Annotated in this window: 19 protein-coding genes; 7 read left to right on the top strand and 12 right to left on the bottom strand. The window is 68.5% G+C overall.

Going from position 1 to position 18494, the window contains the following annotated elements:
* Positions 1–72: 72 nt before the first annotated feature.
* From RHA1_RS29050 to RHA1_RS29040, 3 genes are read right to left on the bottom strand one after another with little or no spacing between them, the layout of a single operon-like run.
* Positions 73–840 (bottom strand): hypothetical protein, encoded by a 768-nt coding sequence (locus tag RHA1_RS29050; RefSeq protein WP_011598019.1) that lies wholly within the window; start codon positions 838–840, stop codon positions 73–75.
* Positions 837–3464: a bifunctional FO biosynthesis protein CofGH gene (locus RHA1_RS29045; RefSeq protein ID WP_011598018.1), complete on the bottom strand. Its 2628-nt coding sequence runs from the start codon at positions 3462–3464 to the stop codon at positions 837–839. Before RHA1_RS29045 ends, RHA1_RS29050 begins: the two co-directional genes overlap by 4 nt.
* A 45-nt stretch (positions 3465–3509) precedes the next feature.
* Positions 3510–3695, bottom strand: coding sequence for an Rv3202a family protein (locus RHA1_RS29040; protein WP_005239177.1), 186 nt, complete (start codon positions 3693–3695; stop codon positions 3510–3512).
* Between the two features lie 84 nt (positions 3696–3779).
* On the opposite strand from RHA1_RS29040, the gene RHA1_RS29035 reads away from it, so the two are divergent.
* From RHA1_RS29035 to RHA1_RS29025, 3 genes are read left to right on the top strand one after another with little or no spacing between them, the layout of a single operon-like run.
* A complete protein-coding gene (locus tag RHA1_RS29035) occupies positions 3780–4280 on the top strand; it encodes a PH domain-containing protein (RefSeq protein ID WP_050787412.1) in 501 nt (166 codons plus the stop codon).
* A complete protein-coding gene (locus RHA1_RS29030) occupies positions 4277–5818 on the top strand; it encodes a PH domain-containing protein (RefSeq protein WP_011598016.1) in 1542 nt (513 codons plus the stop codon). Before RHA1_RS29035 ends, RHA1_RS29030 begins: the two co-directional genes overlap by 4 nt.
* Positions 5803–6516 (top strand): uracil-DNA glycosylase, encoded by a 714-nt coding sequence (locus tag RHA1_RS29025; RefSeq protein WP_009479189.1) that lies wholly within the window; start codon positions 5803–5805, stop codon positions 6514–6516. Before RHA1_RS29030 ends, RHA1_RS29025 begins: the two co-directional genes overlap by 16 nt.
* Before the next feature lie 57 nt (positions 6517–6573).
* Here RHA1_RS29025 and RHA1_RS29020 read toward each other — a convergent pair whose 3' ends face one another.
* Positions 6574–7416: a uroporphyrinogen-III synthase gene (locus RHA1_RS29020; protein ID WP_041812160.1), complete on the bottom strand. Its 843-nt coding sequence runs from the start codon at positions 7414–7416 to the stop codon at positions 6574–6576.
* A 39-nt stretch (positions 7417–7455) separates the two neighbouring features.
* On the opposite strand from RHA1_RS29020, the gene RHA1_RS29015 reads away from it, so the two are divergent.
* On the top strand, positions 7456–7833 hold the full coding sequence (locus RHA1_RS29015) for a VOC family protein (protein WP_011598014.1): 378 nt from the start codon (positions 7456–7458) through the stop codon (positions 7831–7833).
* Here the strand turns inward: RHA1_RS29015 and RHA1_RS29010 are convergent.
* The 6 genes from RHA1_RS29010 to typA all read right to left on the bottom strand — a co-directional run bounded on the left by RHA1_RS29010 (position 7830) and on the right by typA (position 14804).
* Positions 7830–9347 (bottom strand): catalase, encoded by a 1518-nt coding sequence (locus tag RHA1_RS29010; RefSeq protein WP_009479186.1) that lies wholly within the window; start codon positions 9345–9347, stop codon positions 7830–7832. The two genes, RHA1_RS29015 and RHA1_RS29010, sit on opposite strands and share 4 nt — an antisense overlap.
* Before the next feature lie 30 nt (positions 9348–9377).
* Positions 9378–9806: a hypothetical protein gene (locus RHA1_RS29005; protein WP_009479185.1), complete on the bottom strand. Its 429-nt coding sequence runs from the start codon at positions 9804–9806 to the stop codon at positions 9378–9380.
* 14 nt (positions 9807–9820) lie between these two features.
* Positions 9821–9979, bottom strand: a complete 159-nt coding sequence (locus RHA1_RS50655) for a hypothetical protein (RefSeq protein WP_005239161.1) — start codon at positions 9977–9979, stop codon at positions 9821–9823.
* A gap of 99 nt (positions 9980–10078) precedes the next feature.
* A complete protein-coding gene (mshB, locus tag RHA1_RS28995) occupies positions 10079–10957 on the bottom strand; it encodes an N-acetyl-1-D-myo-inositol-2-amino-2-deoxy-alpha-D-glucopyranoside deacetylase (protein WP_011598013.1) in 879 nt (292 codons plus the stop codon).
* Positions 10954–12774, bottom strand: coding sequence for an ABC transporter family substrate-binding protein (locus RHA1_RS28990; RefSeq protein ID WP_011598012.1), 1821 nt, complete (start codon positions 12772–12774; stop codon positions 10954–10956). The genes mshB and RHA1_RS28990 overlap by 4 nt, the downstream gene beginning before the upstream one ends.
* A 122-nt stretch (positions 12775–12896) precedes the next feature.
* Entirely contained in the window at positions 12897–14804 is a 1908-nt protein-coding gene (gene typA / locus RHA1_RS28985) for a translational GTPase TypA (protein WP_009479182.1), read from the bottom strand.
* A 333-nt stretch (positions 14805–15137) separates the two neighbouring features.
* Here typA and RHA1_RS50650 point away from each other — a divergent pair, with 333 nt between their 5' ends.
* On the top strand, positions 15138–15314 hold the full coding sequence (locus tag RHA1_RS50650; RefSeq protein WP_005253649.1) for a hypothetical protein: 177 nt from the start codon (positions 15138–15140) through the stop codon (positions 15312–15314).
* Positions 15315–15316: 2 nt separating this feature from the next.
* Here the strand turns inward: RHA1_RS50650 and RHA1_RS28975 are convergent, their stop codons facing one another.
* Complete coding sequence (locus RHA1_RS28975) at positions 15317–15697, bottom strand: (deoxy)nucleoside triphosphate pyrophosphohydrolase (protein WP_016883328.1); 381 nt, start codon at positions 15695–15697, stop codon at positions 15317–15319.
* Positions 15698–15755: 58 nt separating this feature from the next.
* Between RHA1_RS28975 and RHA1_RS28970 the strand changes: the two genes are divergently transcribed.
* Entirely contained in the window at positions 15756–16040 is a 285-nt protein-coding gene (locus RHA1_RS28970; RefSeq protein ID WP_011598010.1) for a 4a-hydroxytetrahydrobiopterin dehydratase, read from the top strand.
* Here RHA1_RS28970 and RHA1_RS28965 read toward each other — a convergent pair.
* On the bottom strand, positions 15988–17319 hold the full coding sequence (locus tag RHA1_RS28965) for a mannosyltransferase (RefSeq protein ID WP_011598009.1): 1332 nt from the start codon (positions 17317–17319) through the stop codon (positions 15988–15990). The genes RHA1_RS28970 and RHA1_RS28965 overlap by 53 nt on opposite strands.
* 318 nt (positions 17320–17637) lie before the next feature.
* Between RHA1_RS28965 and RHA1_RS28960 the strand changes: the two genes are divergently transcribed.
* Positions 17638–18420, top strand: coding sequence for an Rv1157c family protein (locus RHA1_RS28960; RefSeq protein ID WP_192815081.1), 783 nt, complete (start codon positions 17638–17640; stop codon positions 18418–18420).
* Positions 18421–18494 lie beyond the last annotated feature (74 nt).

Genomic DNA, 18494 nt, shown 5'->3' with positions numbered 1-18494 from the left:
GAGGTACGGGCTGCTTGTACCCCGCGGAAGAAACTATTATCGCCTGCCCGGCGGACCCCTCTGCGGTGAGGGTTACCTGACCAAACGTACCGTCGCGGGCAGCGGCGCGCGGGACGCGATCCACTGCTCGCCCTGCTTCGCGGCTCTCACCAGCGCTCCCCGTTCACCGAGATACCCGGCCACCACACCGACCACCGGGATATTGCCCAGCAGCGAGTAGGTCGAGCCCGGCGCAGGACGCTTGTCGAGTTCGTCACTGAGCGCGCGCACCGTGCGCCCGGTACGCCACAGCGCGCCGATGAGCCCGAACGGGCGCCACACGGACTCGCCGTCCGCCGAATCGGATCGCGTCGTATCGGCGAGCACCGCAGACGCGTCGGTGTCACGCCGGCAGAGCACGGACGCCAGCAGGTCCACCTGGTCGGATCGGTTCGTCATGCCGTATTCCCGGGCGACGGCGACGAGAACGACGGCCTGATTCGCGAACCCGAGCACGTCCTGGATCGGGAGTCGATTGAGAAGCACCCCGAACATGCCCGGGAATGCGACCGCGATCGTGTTCAGCGCGCCGATCCTCGTCACCCACCACCGTGCCCGCTCGTCGTCGCTCGCCTTCTCCCACGACGCCGTCCCCGGGAACTGCACGGTGTCGAGAACCCAGGCGATCCCGTCGAGCAGCGCCTCCGCGGCGCCCCTGTCCTCCGCTGTCAAGGTGAACGTCCGGCGCTTGATACCGAACGGATCCGTGAGGGCCAGATCGAGCACGGGATTGATGCCCCGGGCGGCGCGATCCAGGATGCCGACGACCGTGTCGTCGCCCAGCCGATCCGTCTCGCTCATGCGGCCGGTGTCCTTCCCTCGCGTCGGGCGTGTGTGGTGGTGCGTTCGCGTGCCGGGCGGCCGATTCCCTCGGCGATGGCCCGCAGTTCGGCGACGGTCTTCTCGGAGCCGTGCTCCGAACCCGCCATCCGGGAGATGGTCTCCTCCATCAGGGTGCCGCCGAGGTCGTTGGCGCCGCCCTGCAACATCACCTGGGTGCCCGTGACCCCCAGCTTGACCCAGCTGGTCTGGATGTTCGGGATCCGCCCGTGCAGCATGATCCGGGCCAGGGCGTGGACGGCCCGGTTGTCACGGTTGGTCGGGCCCGGACGCGACGCGCCCGCCAGATACAGCGGCGCGCTCTGATGCACGAAGGGCAGCGGAACGAACTCGGTGAATCCGCCTGTCCGGTCCTGGATTCCGGACAGCACCCGCAGATGCCCGACCCAGTGAGTCGGGTTGTCGACGTGCCCGTACATCATCGTCGAACTCGACCGCAGACCCAGCTCGTGCGCCGTGGTCACCACCTCGATCCAGGTGGCGGTGGGCAGCTTGCCCTTGGTGAGCACCCAGCGCACCTCGTCGTCGAGGATTTCCGCGGCCGTGCCGGGAATGGTGTCCAGACCGGCCTCGCGCAGTTCCGTCAGCCAGTCCCGGATGCTCTGCCCGCCGCGGGAGGCGCCGTTGACGATCTCCATCGGGGAGAACGCGTGCACGTGCATCGACGGCACCCGCGCCTTCACCGCGCGCACCAGATCGGCGTACCCGGTGACCGGGAGTTCCGGGTCGATGCCGCCCTGCATGCAGACCTCGGTCGCGCCCGCGACGTGGGCCTCCCAGGCGCGGTCCGCGACCTCGTCGGTGGACAGGGTGAACGCGTCCGCGTCACCCTTGCGCTGCGCGAACGCGCAGAAGCGGCAGCCGGTGTAGCAGATGTTGGTGAAGTTGATGTTCCGGTTCACCACATAGGTCACCTCGTCGCCGACGGCGTCCTTGCGGAGGGCATCCGCCAGCGCCACCATCGCCTCGAGCCCCGGACCCTCGGCCGTCGCCAACGCCAGGTATTCGTCGTCGGTGCAGCCCGCCGGATCGCGCTCGGCGCTGCGCAGCGCCGCGAGGACGTCGGTGTCCACCCGGACCGGGCCGCTCAACTCCAGCACCTGCTCGCGGACGGTCTCCCAGTCCCCGAACGCGCTGCCGAGGTCGCTGCGCGTCTCGGTGTTGCGGCCGTCGGTGTCGATCTCGGTGTTCAGATCCACCCGGCCCGTCGACTCCCAGGACTCGTCCGGCTCCTGCCACGGCAACCCGACCGGCTTCGTGTCGAGCTTGGCCAGCCCGGTGTGCGGGTCCGCGAGGGCCTGCACGTGCCCGGTGATCCGCGGATCGATCCACGGCGAGCCGGCCAGCACGAACTGCGGCTGCGCCGCCGTGCGCTCGGTGAGCTCGAACCCGGCCTCGGCGGTGATCGCGGCCAGGGTGTCCAGGTTCGGCCACGGCCGCTCCGGGTTCACGTGGTCCGGGGTCAGCGGCGACACGCCGCCCCAGTCGTCGACACCCGCACCCAGCAACGCCAGGCATTCGGTGTTCGACACCAGGTTGGGCGGTGACTGGATGCGCATCCCCGGGCCGAGCAGCAGCCGGGACACGGCGATGGTCGCGGCGAACTCCTCGAGACCCGCGTCCGGGGCGTCGCGCATCGCGGTGTCGGGCTTGGCGAGGAAGTTCTGGACGATCACTTCCTGAACGTGCCCGAACGCCTTGTGCGACTTGCGGATCGCCATGATCGATTCCGCCCGTTCCCGCACGGTCTCGCCGATGCCCACCAGGATGCCCGTCGTGAACGGCACACTCAACCGCCCGGCGTCGGTGAGCGTGCGCAACCGCACCGCCGGATCCTTGTCGGGGCTGCCGTAGTGGCACTCGCCCTTGTCGGTGAACAACCGGGTGGACGTCGTCTCGAGCATCATGCCCATCGACGGGGCCACCGGCTTGAGGCGGGAGATCTCCTCCCAGCTCATCACACCCGGGTTCAGGTGCGGCAGCAGCCCGGTCTCCTCGAGCACCCGGATCGACATCGCCCGCAGGTAGTCCAGCGTCGAATCGTAGCCGCGCTCGTCCAGCCACTGCTTGGCCTCCGGCCACCGATCCTCGGGACGGTCACCGAGGGTGAAGAGGGCTTCCTTGCAGCCCAATTCGGCGCCCTGCCGGGCGATCTCCAGCACCTCGTCCGGTTCCAGATACGCGCCGCGCCCCTCGGCCCGCAACTTGCCGGGCACGGTCACGAACGTGCAGTAGTGGCACTTGTCCCGGCACAACCGCGTCAGCGGAATGAACACCTTGCGCGAATACGTGACGGCCCTGGGTCTGCCCGCCGCCAGCAACCCGGCATCCCGAACCTTCGCCGCCGACGAACACAGGTCGGCCAGGTCGTCGCCGCGGGCCTGCAGCAGGGTCGTCGCCTCGTCCACGTTCAGAGTGGCGCCGTCGCGGGCACGTCGCAGCACCCGCCGCATGGCGGAGGCGGAGGGAGCCACTTCCTGCGCAGACGCGCCGGACGGAGCTGGTGCCGGAACACCGGGCATGGGAAGCATCGTGGGCCGGCCGGATTCTTCACCTGAATGGGTCACCCAGCGATCATGCGCCATCGACGACGACCACTGCCACCCAGACTCCCGCGAACGTGCGGATCGCTACCCGCGGGGGTAGTCCTCGTCGACCGGAACCGCCCGGCTCTGTTCGGCCACGTCCGCCTCGTTCACCTCCAGTGACGACACTTCTTCGACCTCGTCGGAACTGTCGTCGTCCACGGCGAGTTCCTGCTCCAGCCGGTCTGCCTCGGGTACCTCCGGAGAATCGGCCGCATCGAATGACGTCATGTCTGCGCTCCTTTCACTTCGGGGGGGTTCTCCCACGATAGGTCGGTTCTCGACAGAATGCCGGGGCACGGCCAAAGTAGGGTCATGAGTGTGCCCACCACCGTCGCGATGGCGGACCCGCTGTGGCGGCCCAGCCCCAAGGCCAAGCAACTGTGGGCGATCAACGCCGCCCTGCTCTGGCTTCCGCTCTTCGTCGTGCAAGCGGTCGCTCTCGTCTTCCACTGGTGGCCGGTGTGGGTGCACGTCACGGTCCTTGCGATCACCGTCGTGCTCGCGGTCCTCCACGTCGCCGTCGTCCCGCTCTGGCGGTACCGGGTGCACCGCTGGGAGATCAGCGACACCGCGGTGTACACCCGCAGCGGCTGGTTCACTCAGGAACGTCGCATCGCGCCTATCTCCCGCATCCAGACCGTCGACACCGAACGCGGACCCATCGACCGCATGCTCGGGCTGGCGACCGTCACCGTCACGACGGCGTCGTCCGCCGGTGCCGTCAAGATCTCCGCCCTCGATCAGGACACCGCCGACCGCACCGTCACGCGGCTCACCGAGATCGCGGGTACCAATGTCGGTGACGCCACATGAGTGTGGCACCGGAACCGGGAATCGCTCCTCCCATCGCGCACGGCGAGGCCGCGGTCGCCGCCGAGGAGGAACAGCCCTGGTTGCGCCTGGACCGCCGGATGCTACTCGTCCACCCGGTCGACGAGATCGTCAAACTGCTGCCCGTGTTGCTGATTTCGCTGGTGATCGGCACCCAGAGCGGCAACCACGTGTGGAGTCTCGTCGCCATCGTCGTGTTCGTGGTGTTCGGCATCTCGCGCTGGTTCACGACGAGCTACCGCATCGGCCCGGTCCACGTGCAACTGCGGCAGGGCCTGTTCCGCAAACGCCTGCTGTCGGTACCGCGCAACCGCATCCGGTCCGTCGACGTGGAGGCGGGGGTCCTGCATCGCCTGCTCGGGCTGTCGATCGTGCGCATCGGCACCGGCCAGCAGGTGGGTTCCAAACCCGACGCGGCGAAGTTCGAACTCAACGCCCTCTCCACCGGGCTGGTTCCCGACCTGCGGGCCACACTCCTCGCCCGGCAACCCTCCCCCGATGTCGAGCCGACCGCGGTCGCGCAGGAGCCCGCGGTCACCGAGATCGGCCACTGGACACCGGCCTGGGTCCGCTACGCCCCGTTCTCGGTGACCGGCGTGGTGACGATCGCGGCGATCGTCGGTCTCGCGTTCCAGTACGGGATCGGCGCGAAGATCGCCCGCTCGTCGACGGTGGCCGAGGGTATCGAATCCGCTGAGCGCGTCGGGGTCGCCATCGCCGTCGTCGTCGGGATCGTCGTCCTCCTGATCGCCGCCAGCGCCCTGGCCTGCATCCGGTACCTCCTGACGTACGGCAACATGACGCTGACGGACACCGGCCGCACCCTGCACGTCAGCCACGGCCTGCTGAAGACCCGCCAGACCACCCTGGACCGCGCCCGCCTGCGCGGGACGACCCTCGAGGAACCGCTCCTCCTCCGGCTCGCCGGCGGCGCCCGGCTGGATGCCGTCATGACCGGCGTCAGCGCCGCGAGACGGGAGTCGTCACTCCTGCTCCCCCAGGCACCGCGCGCGGAAGCGGAACGGGTGATGGCCACCGTCATCGGCGACCACCGTCAGGCCGCAGCACCGCTCACTTCGCACGGGCCGGTCGCGCAGCGGCGGCGCTACACACGGGCCCTGATCCCCGCCGAGATCGCGCTCGCCGTCGCCCTGGTCTTCGTGATCCTCGATCGGCCCGTGTTCTGGGCCGCGTGGGCCGCGATCGTCGCGCTCGCCGTCGGCGGGGTGGTGCTGGCGTGGGATCGGTACCGCGGCCTCGGACATGCGGTGCTCCCCGGGTGGCTGATCACCCGCAGCGGCTCCCTCGACCGCGCCCGGGACAGCCTCGAAGCCGACGGGATCATCGGGTGGACTGTCCGGCAGTCATTCTTCCAGCGGCGGGCCGGGGTGGCGACCATCATCGCCGCCACACCCGCAGGCACCGGAAAATATCTGGTGATCGATCTGCCTGCCGACCAGGCGTGGTCGCTCGTCGAGTCGGTGACACCCGGCGGAGGTGACGTGTGGGCGCGGCGCTGACCGACATCGCCGGTCTCGACGCCCAGCTGATCGAATGCCGAGCCTGCCCCCGCCTCGTCGAGTGGCGGGAGACGGTCGCACGCGAGAAGCGTGCGTCGTTCCGCGACGAAACTTATTGGGGACGTCCGGTTCCCGGATTCGGCCCACCCGATGCGTCCCTGCTGATCGTCGGTCTCGCCCCCGCCGCCCACGGCGCGAACCGCACCGGGCGCATGTTCACCGGCGACCGCAGCGGCGACTTCCTCTACGCCGCACTCCACGCCGTGGGACTGGCGAGCCAGCCCACCGCCACCCACATCGGCGACGGCCTCGAACTGTTCGGCGTCCGCATCACGTCCCCGGTGCACTGCGCACCGCCCGCGAACAAGCCCACCCCGGTGGAACGCGACAACTGCCGCCACTGGCTCGACGCCGAACTACGCATCCTGCAACCTCACCTGCGGTCGGTGATCGTGCTCGGCGGCTTCGGCTGGCAGTCGCTGCTCCCCGTCCTCGACGATGCCGGCTGGGCCGTCCCCCGGCCGCGCCCCAAGTTCGGGCACGGCGCGCACGTCGAACTCCCCGGCGCCGAACGTCCCCTGCACCTGTTCGGCTGCTACCACGTCAGCCAGCAGAACACCTTCACCGGCCGCCTCACCCCCGCCATGCTCGAATCTGTGTTGTCCGACGCCGCCCGCGTGGCCGGGCTGATCGGGTGACCACCCCTCCGGGGGCGAACGGTACATCCGACCTGTCGGAAACGCCGACAGTGCCGTTCACCCCACATGTTGCCGATTCGGGAGTTCCTCGATGATGTATTTGGCCATGCTGCCGAGCCGGGGGCGGGCGGGTTGCATGGTGTCGACGCCGAGGGCGGTGAGGGGCGAGGCGGTCACCGAGCCGACGCAGACGGGTGCGACCGGACCTGCGAAAGCGTGCAGGAGGGCCTCGACGCGGTCGGTGTCCTTCGCGGTGCTGAGGAGCGACGACACGGCGGGTGCGCTGGTGAAGGTGACGGCGTCGACCTCGGCTCGGATGATCTGATCGAGCAGTGTGAGCAGCGGCTGCTGGTTCTCGGGTCTGATCCACCGGTACACCGACACGGCCGCCGTTTCGGCCCCGGCGCCGGCGAGGGAGACGCTCAGGTCGGTCATCGGTTCCCATTCGGTGATGGTGCCGTGCAACTGGACCGCGACTCGTAGACCGCGCACGCCCTCGGCGACGAGGTGTTCGTGCACCTCTTCGGACGATTCGGTTTCCGGCGACCACTCCTCGCGCAGGCCGACGCCGCGGACGGCGCCCTTCGCCTTGGGACCGCGGGTGATGATCCGCGCCGATTGCAGGGCGGCGAGCAGTGCGTCCTCCTCGTCCCAGGCCCGCGCCGCGTCCAGCCATCCGCGGAATCCGACGGCGGTGCTGACGACGAGGAGGTCCGGCGGCGACGCGATGATGTCGGCGGTGCGGGACCGCAGATCGGTGTCGTCGACGACTGGCAGCACGTGGATGGCCGGTGTGTGGACGATGGCGGCCCCGTGCCGTTCGAGGAGCGTGATGAACTCGGCGGCCCGGCGTTCGGCGGTAACGGCGATGGTCAGTCCGGAAAGTTCGTCATTCGACATTCTCCCAGTGTGACGGACGAATCGCACTAAGCTGCCCACATGATCACTGCTGTGCACACATTGGTCTACGCCGACGACGCCGAGGCGGCCCGCGACTTCTTCCGCGACGTGCTCGGCTGGTCACATGTCGATGCGGGCGGCGGGTGGCTGATTTTCCGCACCGGACCGTCCGAGCTGGGTGTGCACCCCACCTCGGACGAGCGGGGCGGTGAGCCGTGGTCCACTCGGCCGCACCACGAGATCTCGCTGATGTGCGACGACATCGAATTGACCGTCGCGGAACTCGAGGCCAAGGGCGCCGGGTTCACCCGCGGGATCCGCGACGACGGGTACGGCCTCACCACGTCGCTGCAGATTCCCGGTGCGGGCGAGATGATGCTGTATCAGCCCCGGCACCCGGTGGCGTTCGAGAGTTAGGCCTTCGCCTGCGCGCTGCTGCGCGCCGCATTGGCCTGTTCGCCCGCCTTGGGGTCGGTCTCCGACTGTTTCTTCCCGACACCGTCGGCGATTCGATCGCCGAGGGTCTTGTCGACGTTGCGCCAGTACTCGAACGCCTTCGCCAGGACCGGTTCGGTGACCCCGTTCAGCAGGTGCCCGACGATGTTGTCCACCAGGCGGTCCCGGGCGGCGTCGTCGAGTACCTCACGGACCATCGTCCCGGCCTGACCCCAGTCGTCGTCCTCCCTGTGGAGCGCGTACGGAGAGCGGACCATGTCGCCGGCGCTGTACCAGGTGGCGGTCGCCCCGACCTGCGACGGGTCGGCATGCGGGCCGCCCTTGGAGTTCGGCACGTAGACCGGATCCCCGGGGTTGTGGTGCCGCATGTTGCCGTCCTTCGAGTACGAGCGGACGGGTACGTGCGGCCTGTTGACGGGCAGCTCCTTGTAGTTGGCGCCGATGCGGTAGCGGTGGGCGTCCGGGTAGGAGAACAGCCGGCCGATGAGCATCTTGTCCGGGCTCGGGCCGATGCCGGGGACCAGGTTGCTGGGCTCGAACGCGGCCTGCTCGATCTCGCAGTGGTAGTCCGTGGGGTTGCGGTCGAGTGTCATCCTGCCGACGGGGATCAGCGGGTAGTCGCCGTGCGGCCACACCTTGGTGAGGTCGAACGGGTTGAACCGGTAGTCGTCGGCATCCTCGAACGGCATGATCTGCATGTTCAAGGTCCAGCTCGGGTACTCGCCGCCTTCGATGTGCTCCCACAGGTCCCGCGTGTGGTAATCGGTGTCCATGGACGCCATCTGGTCGCCCTCGTGCTGCGTGAAGAACTCGATGCCCTGGTCGGTCTTGAAGTGGTACTTCACCCAGAACTTGTCGCCCGCGGCGTTCACCCACATGTACGTGTGGCTGGAGTACCCGTTCATGTGCCGCCAGGTGCGCGGGATGCCGCGGTCGCCCATGAGCCACGTGACCTGGTGCGCCGACTCCGGGGACAACGTCCAGAAGTCCCACTGCATGTCGTGGTCGCGGAGGTTGTTGTCGGCACGCCGCTTCTGCGAACGGATGAAGTCCTGGAACTTCATCGGGTCGCGCATGAAGAAGACGGGTGTGTTGTTTCCGACCATGTCGTAGTTGCCCTGGTCGGTGTAGAACTTGAGGGCGAATCCGCGTGGGTCGCGCCAGGTGTCCGGGCTGCCGCGCTCGCCGGCCACGGACGAGAACCTGATCAGCAGATCCGTCTTCTTTCCGGGCTGGAAGAGGTCGGCTTTCGTGTAGGCGGAAACGTCTTCGGTGACTTCGAACCGTCCGAACGCCCCGCCTCCCTTCGCGTGCGGTTGCCGCTCCGCGACGCGTTCGCGGTTGAACTGCGCCATCTTCTCGATCAGGTAATGATCCTGGAGGAGGATGGGCCCGTCCGTCCCGACGGTGAGCGAATGTTCGTCACTCGATACCGGGATGCCGGCGTCGTCGGTCGTGAAGTTCTGATCTGCCATCGCGATGCTCCTTCAGCAGGCTGCTGGTGGCTATCGCGTACCCTCGCGCACCGTCGGCGAAACAGATCCGAAGGCCGCCTTCGCGCTGACTTTCCACAGGTAGACCGCTGCCGGGACCAGCGATCCGAACAGGAGCAGGAGCGTCCAGACGGACGCGAGCATGAGCACGTCGCCGCCCGGACCGCCGAACATGCAGAGCAGGAAACCGAACCCCCACCCCGCGAGCGGCAGCACTCCCGTGCCCACCCGGCCGGTCGTCGACCGGGCTGCGATCACCAGCGCCAGGTTGGCGACCGCGGCGGCGAGGATGCTGATCGGGAACGGGGTGGCGCCGAGGTAGGTGGGCAGGAAGAGCACCGAGAGGACGGCGCACAGGAAACCGTCGAACACCAGCAGCGTGAGGGTGACCCTCCCCAGAACATCGAGGTGCCCGGGTTTCGCTGCGGTGCCGACGGTCATGTGTCAATAGTGGATCAGGCGACGGGCGGGTAGCCCAGCAGGGTCAGCAAATGGCTCTGCATGTCGGCGAATCCGTACAGCACGCTGTAGTACAGGTCGTGCTGGGCCGGCCACGACGGCCGGAGCGTATCGACGAACGCGACGATGGCGTTCTGAACATCCCAGTTGTACATCTATCGCCTCTCCTGACGGGTGTCACGCGGACTCGACCGGGGCCGCTGCGTGACGTGGGACACAGTGTAATACGTAACTCTCGTCACAGATACCTACGGTCAGTGACCGATGCCACCGAAGAGGTCCCGCTCCCGGCCGTCGGCGTCCCGCTCCCCGGCGGCGCCACGGACCAGCACGAAATGCTCCTCCGCCAGAATCGGCTGTGCGATGTCGTTGGAGAGCGCGTACTCGGTGCCGCTCGGCGCCACCGTCACCTGGGTGGCGTGCGCCGACAGCGCTTCCCTCTTCGCGTCGAGCACGGCCCGCACGTCGATCACCGTCGTCACGTCGGCGTCCGGAACGCTCGGCAATTCGCCGGGCTCCGGCAACCGCCAGCCGTCGGGGATGTCGCCGATACGGCAGATTCCCGACTCGAGCGCGCTCGCCTCGGTCACCGTCCAGTACAGCTTCGCGACCTCCCACGGTTCGCCGCAGTCCGGGTACTGCGCCGAACCCGCCGCCTCGACGGCCGCGGTGGTGACCGTGTGCACCTGGATGTGGTCGGGGTGCCCGTACCCGCCGTCCGGGTCGTAGGTGACCACGACGTGTGGCCGCAGTTCCCGGATGACCGCCACTATCGCGGCGGTCAGGGAGTCGCGGTCGGCGTTGACGAACGCGCGCGGGTCGGCCGCCGACGCCGTGCCCGCCATGCCGGAATCACGGAAGTGCCCCGCCCCCAGAAGGAACCGCGGCCTTCCCGCACCGAGACACGACAGCGCGGACGTCAGTTCGCCGATCCGGAAACCGCCGAGCTGATCGGCGGCGTCGGCGACCAGCTGCGCCCACTCCTCGCCGATCACCTCGCCTTCCTCGCCGAGCGTGCACGTCAGGACGTGAACGTCGGCGCCGTCGGCGGCGTAGCGCGCGATGGTGCCGCCGGTGGTGAGCGTCTCGTCGTCGGGGTGGGCATGAACCAGCAGAAGTCGCCGCTCACTCATTCCTTGATCCTGCTCCAGTCCGCTGCGTCACTGAATATTCCGACCGGCACGGCCCCCGACAGCGACACCCCGTCGACGCCGGGTCCCGCCGCGACGAGTGTGCGGTCCTGCATGATCGGCAGCACCGCGGCCAGATCCCAGAGTTTGCGGTCGGCGTCGGCGAGAGTTTGCGGCACATCACCGACCCCCCGCAGCGCGGCGTCGATGGACGGCTGAAGGGTGGGGTCGCACACTCCCGACAGATTCGACGGGGCCTCGGCCTCCGCAACCGAATCACGTTCGGGGTCGGTGGTTTCGGTGTTCGGCTGGGTCGCCGCGACCACTGCGGGCGGGCAACTGTGACGGGAGGCCAGTGCCGTCGCCGGGTCGGATCCGGCGCGCGACCAACCCACGACCGCCCCGATCTCGCCCTTGCTCAGCGACTCCCCGTACAACTCCTCGGCGGGCAGCGACGTCACGGTGGCGTCGACGCCGGCACCGCGCAACTGGTCGGCGGCCGTGTTGGCGACCGCGCTGGCGGTGTCGTCACCCTCGGGTGTCCCGATGACGAGCGTCAGCGGGACGCCGTCGCGGACGAGCCGGGTCGACGGCGCCGCGCCTGCGGGAACGACGGTGCCCGTGGGTGTTTCGGCGACGTATCCGTACTCGGCCAGCTGCGCGAGCACCTGTTCGCGACCCGGCCGTGCGGTTGCGGTCGCGGTGTAACCGGGATCGGAGGGGGCGTAGACCTGCGAGCGCGCCGGGACCGCCGCCGACTCACTGCCGGCGCCGACGACGGCGAGCAGTTCGGTGTCCAGCAGCTCCAGAAGACTCTTCCGCACCCGGACGTCCGCGAGTTCGGGAACCCGGCCGTTCAGCGTGAGGTCGAGTCCGCGCGGCTGGAAAGACGAACCCGTCCGCACCGTCGGGATCGCCGCCAGCTGGGCGGAAGTGGCTGTCCCCCCGTGAATCTGGACGATGTGCGTGTCGTTGTTGCGCATCGAGCCGGCGAGCTGCGACGGGGTGCCGTCGCGGCGCATCAGGATCTGGTCGGGCGTCGCCGGTTTGTCCCAGAACCGGTCGTTGCGTTCGAGCAGGATCTCGTCGCGTCCGCGGTCGATCGACTTGATGTGAAAGTGCCCGCCGGACACCGGGATGTTCTCGGACAGTCCGGTCGCGAAGCCACCGGGGGAATCCTTGATGAGATGCGACGGCAGCAGGTCGGTGAAGAGTTCACGCCACGCCGGGTAGGCGGCCTTCATGACGACGCTGACCGTCTTGCCGCCACCGGACGACCTGACGTCCTCGATCAGCTCGTAGCCGGCGGGGTCGACCACGCCGGGGGCACTGATCATCTGCTGCCACAGGTAGCGGAAGTCCTCGGCGGCGATGGGCGCGCCGTCGGACCATTGCGCCTCGTTCCGCAGCTGGTACGTGACGGTGAACGGTTCCTGCGACGTGACGTCCGCGGAGATCACGAGCGAGGAGTCGGGAATCCAGGTGTTGCCGCCCGGGCGGGCGGGATCGGGCACCGGCCGGAACGGGCTCGGCAGCACGAGGGCGCTGACCGCGGAATTCGCCGGCGACTGGTCCGACAGGAGGTGCGGGTTGAATCCGCTGCCCACGTCGTCGATGGCGACGACGACGGGCTGCTTCTCGGTCGGCGACACCGTCGGCTTGGGGCTGTCGGTGCTCTCGACCGGCGGGGGCGGATCGGCGGTGCACGACGTGAGCATCGCCGTCGACACTGCCAGCAGGAGCGCGGTCACCGCCGCACCGTTCCCGCGCCTACGGCCCCGAACTCCTCGAACTCTCGCGAGTCGACCCCCAGCAACCACCGCGCCGCCTTTCCTCAGAGATACCGGAAGGCTCCGGAAACCCACGAGCGAATGTACCTTCGGCCGACGATCGACCGAAGGTACATTCGCCCGGTTGTGTATGACGTGGTCGGACGTGCCGACTACAGGGCCGCCTTGTCGCGGGCCTTGGAGCGTGAACGCTCACGGGCACGGTCGGTGGCCGACAGGTGCACCTTGCGCACGCGCACGACCTCCGGGGTGACCTCCACGCACTCGTCGCCGGCGCAGAACTCCATCGCACCTTCGAGCTCGAGCTTGATGGGCTTGGCGAGGGTCTCCATCACGTCGGCGGAGGACTGACGCATGTTGGTCAGCTTCTTCTCGCGGGTGACGTTGATGTCGAGGTCCTCCTGGCGCGGGTTGATGCCCACGACCATGCCCTCGTAGGTGTCGGCGCCGGGCTCGACGAAGAACGTTCCGCGATCGGCGAGCTGGATCATCGCGAACGGGGTGACCGAACCGGTGCGGTCCGAGACGAGCGAGCCGGTGTGGCGGGCGCGGATCTCGCCGGCCCACGGCGCGTAGCCGTGGAACACGGCGTTCGCGATGCCGGTGCCGCGGGTCTCGGTGAGGAAGTCGGTACGGAAGCCGATCAGGCCGCGCGACGGGACGATGAACTCCATCCGGACCCACCCCGCGCCGTGGTTGGCCATCTGCACCATCTTGCCCTTGCGGTTGGCGAGGAGCTGGGTGATGGCGCCGAGGTACTCCTCGGGGCTGTCGATGGTGAGCTCTTCGAAGGGCTCGTGCACCTTGCCGTCGACCTGACGGGTGACCACCTGCGGCTTGCCGACGGTCAGCTCGAAGCCCTCGCGGCGCATCTGCTCGACCAGGATGGCGAGCGCGAGCTCACCACGGCCCTGAACCTCCCAGGCGTCGGGGCGACCGATGTCGAGGACCTTGAGCGAGACGTTGCCGACGAGTTCCTGGTCGAGACGCGACTTCACCATGCGGGCGGTCAGCTTGTGTCCGCTGACCCGGCCGACGAGCGGCGAGGTGTTGGTGCCGATGGTCACCGAGATGGCGGGCTGGTCGACGGTGATCCGCGGCAGCGGGACCGGGTTCTCCAGGTCGGCGAGGGTGTCGCCGATCATGATGTCGGGGAAACCGGCGACGGCGACGATGTCACCGGCGACGGCCTTCTCGGCGGGCTGACGCTCGACGCCCTTGGTGGCGAGCAGTTCGGTGATCTTGGCCTTGGTGACGACGGGCTCGCCGTCCACCTCGCGACACCAGGAGACGGTCTGGCCCTTGGTCAGCTCGCCGTTGTGGATACGGACCAGCGCGAGGCGGCCGAGGAACGCGGAGGCGTCGAGGTTCGTGACGTGAGCCTGCAGCGGCGCGTCGACGTTGCCCTTGGGTGCGGGCACGTAGTTGAGGAGCACCTCGAACAGGGCGTCGAGGTTCTCGGCGTCCGGTGCGTGACCGTTCTCGGGCTGAACCTTGGACGCCTTGCCCTCGCGGCCGGAGGCGTACAGGACCGGGAGGTCGAGGGCGAGCTCGGCGGCTTCCGCGGCCTCGTCGTCGAGGTCGGACGCCAGGTCGAGCAGCAGGTCGTGGCTCTCGGAGACGACCTCTTCGATGCGGGCGTCAGGACGGTCGGTCTTGTTGACCACGAGGATGACGGGCAGCGACGCGGCGAGCGCCTTGCGCAGCACGAAGCGGGTCTGCGGCAGCGGGCCCTCGGACGCGTCGACGAGCAGGACGACACCGTCGACCATGGACAGGCCGCGCTCGACCTCGCCACCGAAGTCGGCGTGACCGGGGGTATCGATGACGTTGATGACCGTGACGCTGCCGTCGGCGTGATGCTTGTGGACGGCGGTGTTCTTCGCGAGGATGGTGATGCCCTTCTCGCGTTCGAGGTCGCCGGAGTCCATGACGCGATCGACCAGTTCGGCGCGCTCCTCGAATGCCCCCGACTGACGCAACATGGCGTCGACGAGAGTGGTCTTGCCGTGGTCGACGTGTGCGACGATGGCAACGTTACGGAAGCTGGTGATGGTCACGCGGTGGCTCTCCTGGCTGAGTTGATTCGGCCACGCGAAAGTTCCCTCGCACGGCTTTCTGGCGGCCGCCTTGTCATCTCGATTCAGAATCCTCGTCGAGGCGATGGTAAATCGCCCAGTGCAGGCATCGCGGCCACGTGAATACTACCCGCCCGAGCGGCTACTTCGCGCATCGCCGGCTGCGGGAGCCCTGCCCGACCAGCGTAAAGTGATCTGCGCCACGTCGAATTCGCCCTGTCTCGCGCGTGGGTCGGGGCCGAAAGCTGAGGGGAAGCTAACCTGGGTGGAGCCGGTGATACCGGTGTTCCCCGTAGTAGGAAGGCCGAGCCGCGTATGGGCAAGGTGAAGGCCAGCAAGGTCTCGGGTCTCAAGCCGAAGAAGAAGTGCTGCCGCAGCAAGACGCGCTGCATCAAGTGCCCGGTGGTCATCATGCGCATGAAGAAACTCGAGAACGAGGGCGCGTCCAAGAAGGAACTGAAGAAGGGGCTCAAGAAGGCCCGCGCGGCCTGAGGTCAGCCCCAACCGTTCAGGTGCAGCCGTAGGTCCGGCACCCACCCGCGGTCGTTGCCGACGAGGTCGATCTCCCCCAGTTCCCGTCCGTCCACCCACCGCAGTTCCGCGTGGTCGAGCGCGACGGGTGTTCCCGACACCAGTTCCACCCGGTACGCGCGGAGCACCCGGCCGTCGGGTAGCGGCACGTCGTCGCCGATCCGGTCGCCGCCCGACACCTCGATCCCGAGTTCTTCCCGCAGTTCGCGGCGCAGCGCGTCCTCGGCGGTCTCCCCCGGCTCCGCCTTGCCGCCGGGCAGCTCCCACAGTCCCGCGAGTTCCGGGGGCCGCGTCCGCTGCGCGAGCAACAGCCGGCCGTCGACGATGATCGCGGCCGCCACCACCTCTCCGGCGTGGTCGACAGGCCTTGCACGTTCCACTGGCACCGCACCATCATGGGGTATGGCCGAGTTGCTGTCAGACGGAGAGATCGACACCGCGCTCGCAGAACTGCCCGGGTGGCGGCGGGCGGGTGATTCCCTCGTCCGCACCGTCGAGTCGCCGACCTTCCCCGAAGCCGTCGAGCTGGTCCGGAAGGTCGCGGAGGCGGCGGAGGCCGCCAACCATCATCCGGACATCGACATCAGGTGGCGCAAGGTCACCTACACCCTGTCGACGCATTCCGCGGGCGGGCTCACGCAGTTGGATCTGGATCTTGCTGCGCAGATCGACTCACTGGCGGGCTGACCGGGGCGGCGGCCACGGCACGCTTCGTGCGGCGCCCGGCGTAGGCCACCCAGGCGTAGACACCGAACGCGCCGACCACGTCGACCGTGCCCAGCCACGCGAGTACCGCGGGCCGGGAGATCAGCCAGATCGAGTCCTGGAAGAAGCTGAGCACCCACGGCACGCCGATGAGGGTCGTGACGAGCCAGTACCCGGCGAGGATCCGGGTGCCCAGCATCGATCCGTAGGGGCCGTGCAGCAGCCAGATCAGCATCGGAATGACCCACACCCAGTGGTGTGACCACGAGATCGGTGAGACGAGCAGCCCCAGCAACTCGACGATGACGAGGGTGCCGAGCCGATCGTCCCGGGCGATCGCCCGCCAGGCCAGGGCGGCGAGGACCACCGTGACCGTCACGGCCAGCAGCCAGAGGGCGCCCGTCTCGACGTCGTACCCGAGCAGCCGCGACAACGCGCCGCGCAGGGACTGGTTCCACACCGAGCCGACCGGCCCGATGCGATCGGCGTCACCGAGCAGGTGGGTGAAGTACTCCCGCGCCTCCGAACCGATCAGGAGATAGCTGACTCCGACGGTCGCGGCGAACGCGACGCCCGAGAAGACCGCGGCCTTCCACCGGCGCTGCATCAGGAAGTAGAGGCCGGTGATCGCCGGGGTCAATTTGATCCCGGCGGCGAAACCGACGAGCGCACCGGACAGCCACCACCGGGAGCTGCGGACCGCGGTCATCACGAGCAGCGCGAGGAACACGTTGATCTGGCCGTAGTCCAGCGTGGTGCGCACCGGTTCCACCCACACCCCCACTGTGGTCCACAGCACCGCGACCGCCCGCCAGTGCGGGCTGCGCGCGGCGTCACCGAGCACCAGCCCGAGGCTCATGCGCGCCAGCGCGTACAGGGCGAGGATGGTGAGCAGTTGCCAGCCGACCCCGACCAGCGGGAACGGCAGGTAGTGCAGCGGAAAGAAGACCAGCGCGGCGAACGGCGGGTAGGTGAACGGCAGCGGAAAGTCCGGTGTCACTTTCGAATAGGTGAAGTCGTAGAGACTGCCACCGCGGAGCGCCTCGGAACCGTCGACGTAGACGTGCAGGTCGACGAGGTTCATCCCGTTGGGACTCAACAGCGTCCACGCCATGCGCCCGAGCACCGACAGCACGAGAAGCACAGGCGCGCACCGCAACAGGCCGTGCAGGGCGGACGCTCCCCGGGACGACGTGGGAGAACGCTCGGATGACGGGTCGTCGGAGGCTGCTCCGTCGTCGGACGCTGCATGGTCGGACACAGTGTGGTGCTCTCCCCGTGAGGTGTGTAGATGTCTCAGCCGATCCCGAAACGGTCCCGCACAGCGTAGACGGCGCCCGCCGCGGGCCCCGAGGTGTCCGTAGCCGCGCGTAACAGTTGCATCACCAATCACACGAATCACACGTGCCACAAGCTATGGTCACCGGAAGATCACCGTCGGGGTCTGTATGCCATACACTCCCACCGGGATGCCGCAGCTATCGGTGAACGAACTCGTGAGCTGTACAACCCGGGGGCGCTGTACATAGAGTGACCCCCCGAGCCGTCAGACGTGGATTGAGTTGTCGTCCACGCTGTTATGACTAAGGATGGGGAGACCGTGCTTCGAACCCGAGGTATGCGCAGAGCAGTAACTGCTCTCGCTGTTGCCGCAGCAGCCGCTATGGCAGTGCCGGCCCAGGCGAATGCGCAGCCGACGCCGCCGCCCGTGCCCGAAGGCGTCCCTGTGGAGATGCTCGCCTCGTTCGCACCCGCGATCATCGGCGCAGCCGCTGGTACCGAAGACATCGCCGCAGGACCTCAGGACGCGATCCTGGACCAGGCCCGCATCCTCCTCGAGTCCCCCGGCATCCCGCCGGAGCTCAAGTCCACTCTCGAGCGCGTCATCACGTTCCTCGACGGCAGCGGCGGCGGCGGCCCCGAGATCCCGCAGGAGAACGCACCCGTCATCGCGCAGTTCCTCTACCCGACCATCGGCAAGGGCTGCATCGGAGAGGGCGCCGACTCCGTGGGCACCGCACTCGCGGTCCCCGGTCCGGCCCAGCTGCCCCCGCCCGGACCCAAGGCAGGTCAGGCCGGTTTCGTGTTCACCGCCCTCGGAACCAGTTCCGTTGCCGCCGAACAGCCCGAGCCGCTGACCGTGACGTGGATCAACCTGGACAACCAGCGCCGCGCCACCCAGAACCTCACCAACGAGGCCAAGATCAACCCCGACGGACCGGCAACCCTGTCGGCGATCGCGGACACCGGCCCCGGCCGCGTCCTCGCAGTCGTGTCGGGTGGACTGACCACGCAGAAAGAGGGCGCCGCGCCGATCACGTGCAGCTTCCTCCCTACGGTCGGCATGTTCCAGGTCGCGTAACTCTTCACAGCTGACGAGCGAAGGGCCCTCCGGAAGATCCGGAAGGGCCCTTCACTCATGTCTGCACCGCTTCT

Origin of the sequence: Rhodococcus jostii RHA1 (genome assembly GCF_000014565.1) — a bacterium.
Taxonomy (GTDB): Bacteria; Actinomycetota; Actinomycetes; order Mycobacteriales; family Mycobacteriaceae; genus Rhodococcus_F; species Rhodococcus_F jostii_A.
The sequence above is the reverse complement of the archived record's forward strand: the minus strand, read 5'-3'. Positions and strand labels throughout refer to the sequence as shown.

Excerpts from the sequence above, each read along its gene's own strand:
- RHA1_RS28970 (WP_011598010.1), top strand. The coding sequence starts at position 15,756 with ATGGCCGAGTTGCTGTCAGACGGAGAGATCGACACCGCGCTCGCAGAA.
- mshB (WP_011598013.1), bottom strand. The coding sequence starts at position 10,957 with ATGAGTGAGCGGCGACTTCTGCTGGTTCATGCCCACCCCGACGACGAG.
- RHA1_RS29050 (WP_011598019.1), bottom strand. The coding sequence starts at position 840 with ATGAGCGAGACGGATCGGCTGGGCGACGACACGGTCGTCGGCATCCTG.
- RHA1_RS29015 (WP_011598014.1), top strand. The coding sequence starts at position 7,456 with ATGATCACTGCTGTGCACACATTGGTCTACGCCGACGACGCCGAGGCG.
- RHA1_RS28960 (WP_192815081.1), top strand. The coding sequence starts at position 17,638 with ATGACTAAGGATGGGGAGACCGTGCTTCGAACCCGAGGTATGCGCAGA.
- RHA1_RS29010 (WP_009479186.1), bottom strand. The coding sequence starts at position 9,347 with ATGGCAGATCAGAACTTCACGACCGACGACGCCGGCATCCCGGTATCG.
- RHA1_RS50650 (WP_005253649.1), top strand. The coding sequence starts at position 15,138 with ATGGGCAAGGTGAAGGCCAGCAAGGTCTCGGGTCTCAAGCCGAAGAAG.
- RHA1_RS29040 (WP_005239177.1), bottom strand. The coding sequence starts at position 3,695 with ATGACGTCATTCGATGCGGCCGATTCTCCGGAGGTACCCGAGGCAGAC.
- RHA1_RS29045 (WP_011598018.1), bottom strand. The coding sequence starts at position 3,464 with ATGGCGCATGATCGCTGGGTGACCCATTCAGGTGAAGAATCCGGCCGG.
- RHA1_RS29020 (WP_041812160.1), bottom strand. The coding sequence starts at position 7,416 with ATGTCGAATGACGAACTTTCCGGACTGACCATCGCCGTTACCGCCGAA.
- RHA1_RS29035 (WP_050787412.1), top strand. The coding sequence starts at position 3,780 with ATGAGTGTGCCCACCACCGTCGCGATGGCGGACCCGCTGTGGCGGCCC.
- RHA1_RS29005 (WP_009479185.1), bottom strand. The coding sequence starts at position 9,806 with ATGACCGTCGGCACCGCAGCGAAACCCGGGCACCTCGATGTTCTGGGG.
- RHA1_RS29030 (WP_011598016.1), top strand. The coding sequence starts at position 4,277 with ATGAGTGTGGCACCGGAACCGGGAATCGCTCCTCCCATCGCGCACGGC.
- RHA1_RS50655 (WP_005239161.1), bottom strand. The coding sequence starts at position 9,979 with ATGTACAACTGGGATGTTCAGAACGCCATCGTCGCGTTCGTCGATACG.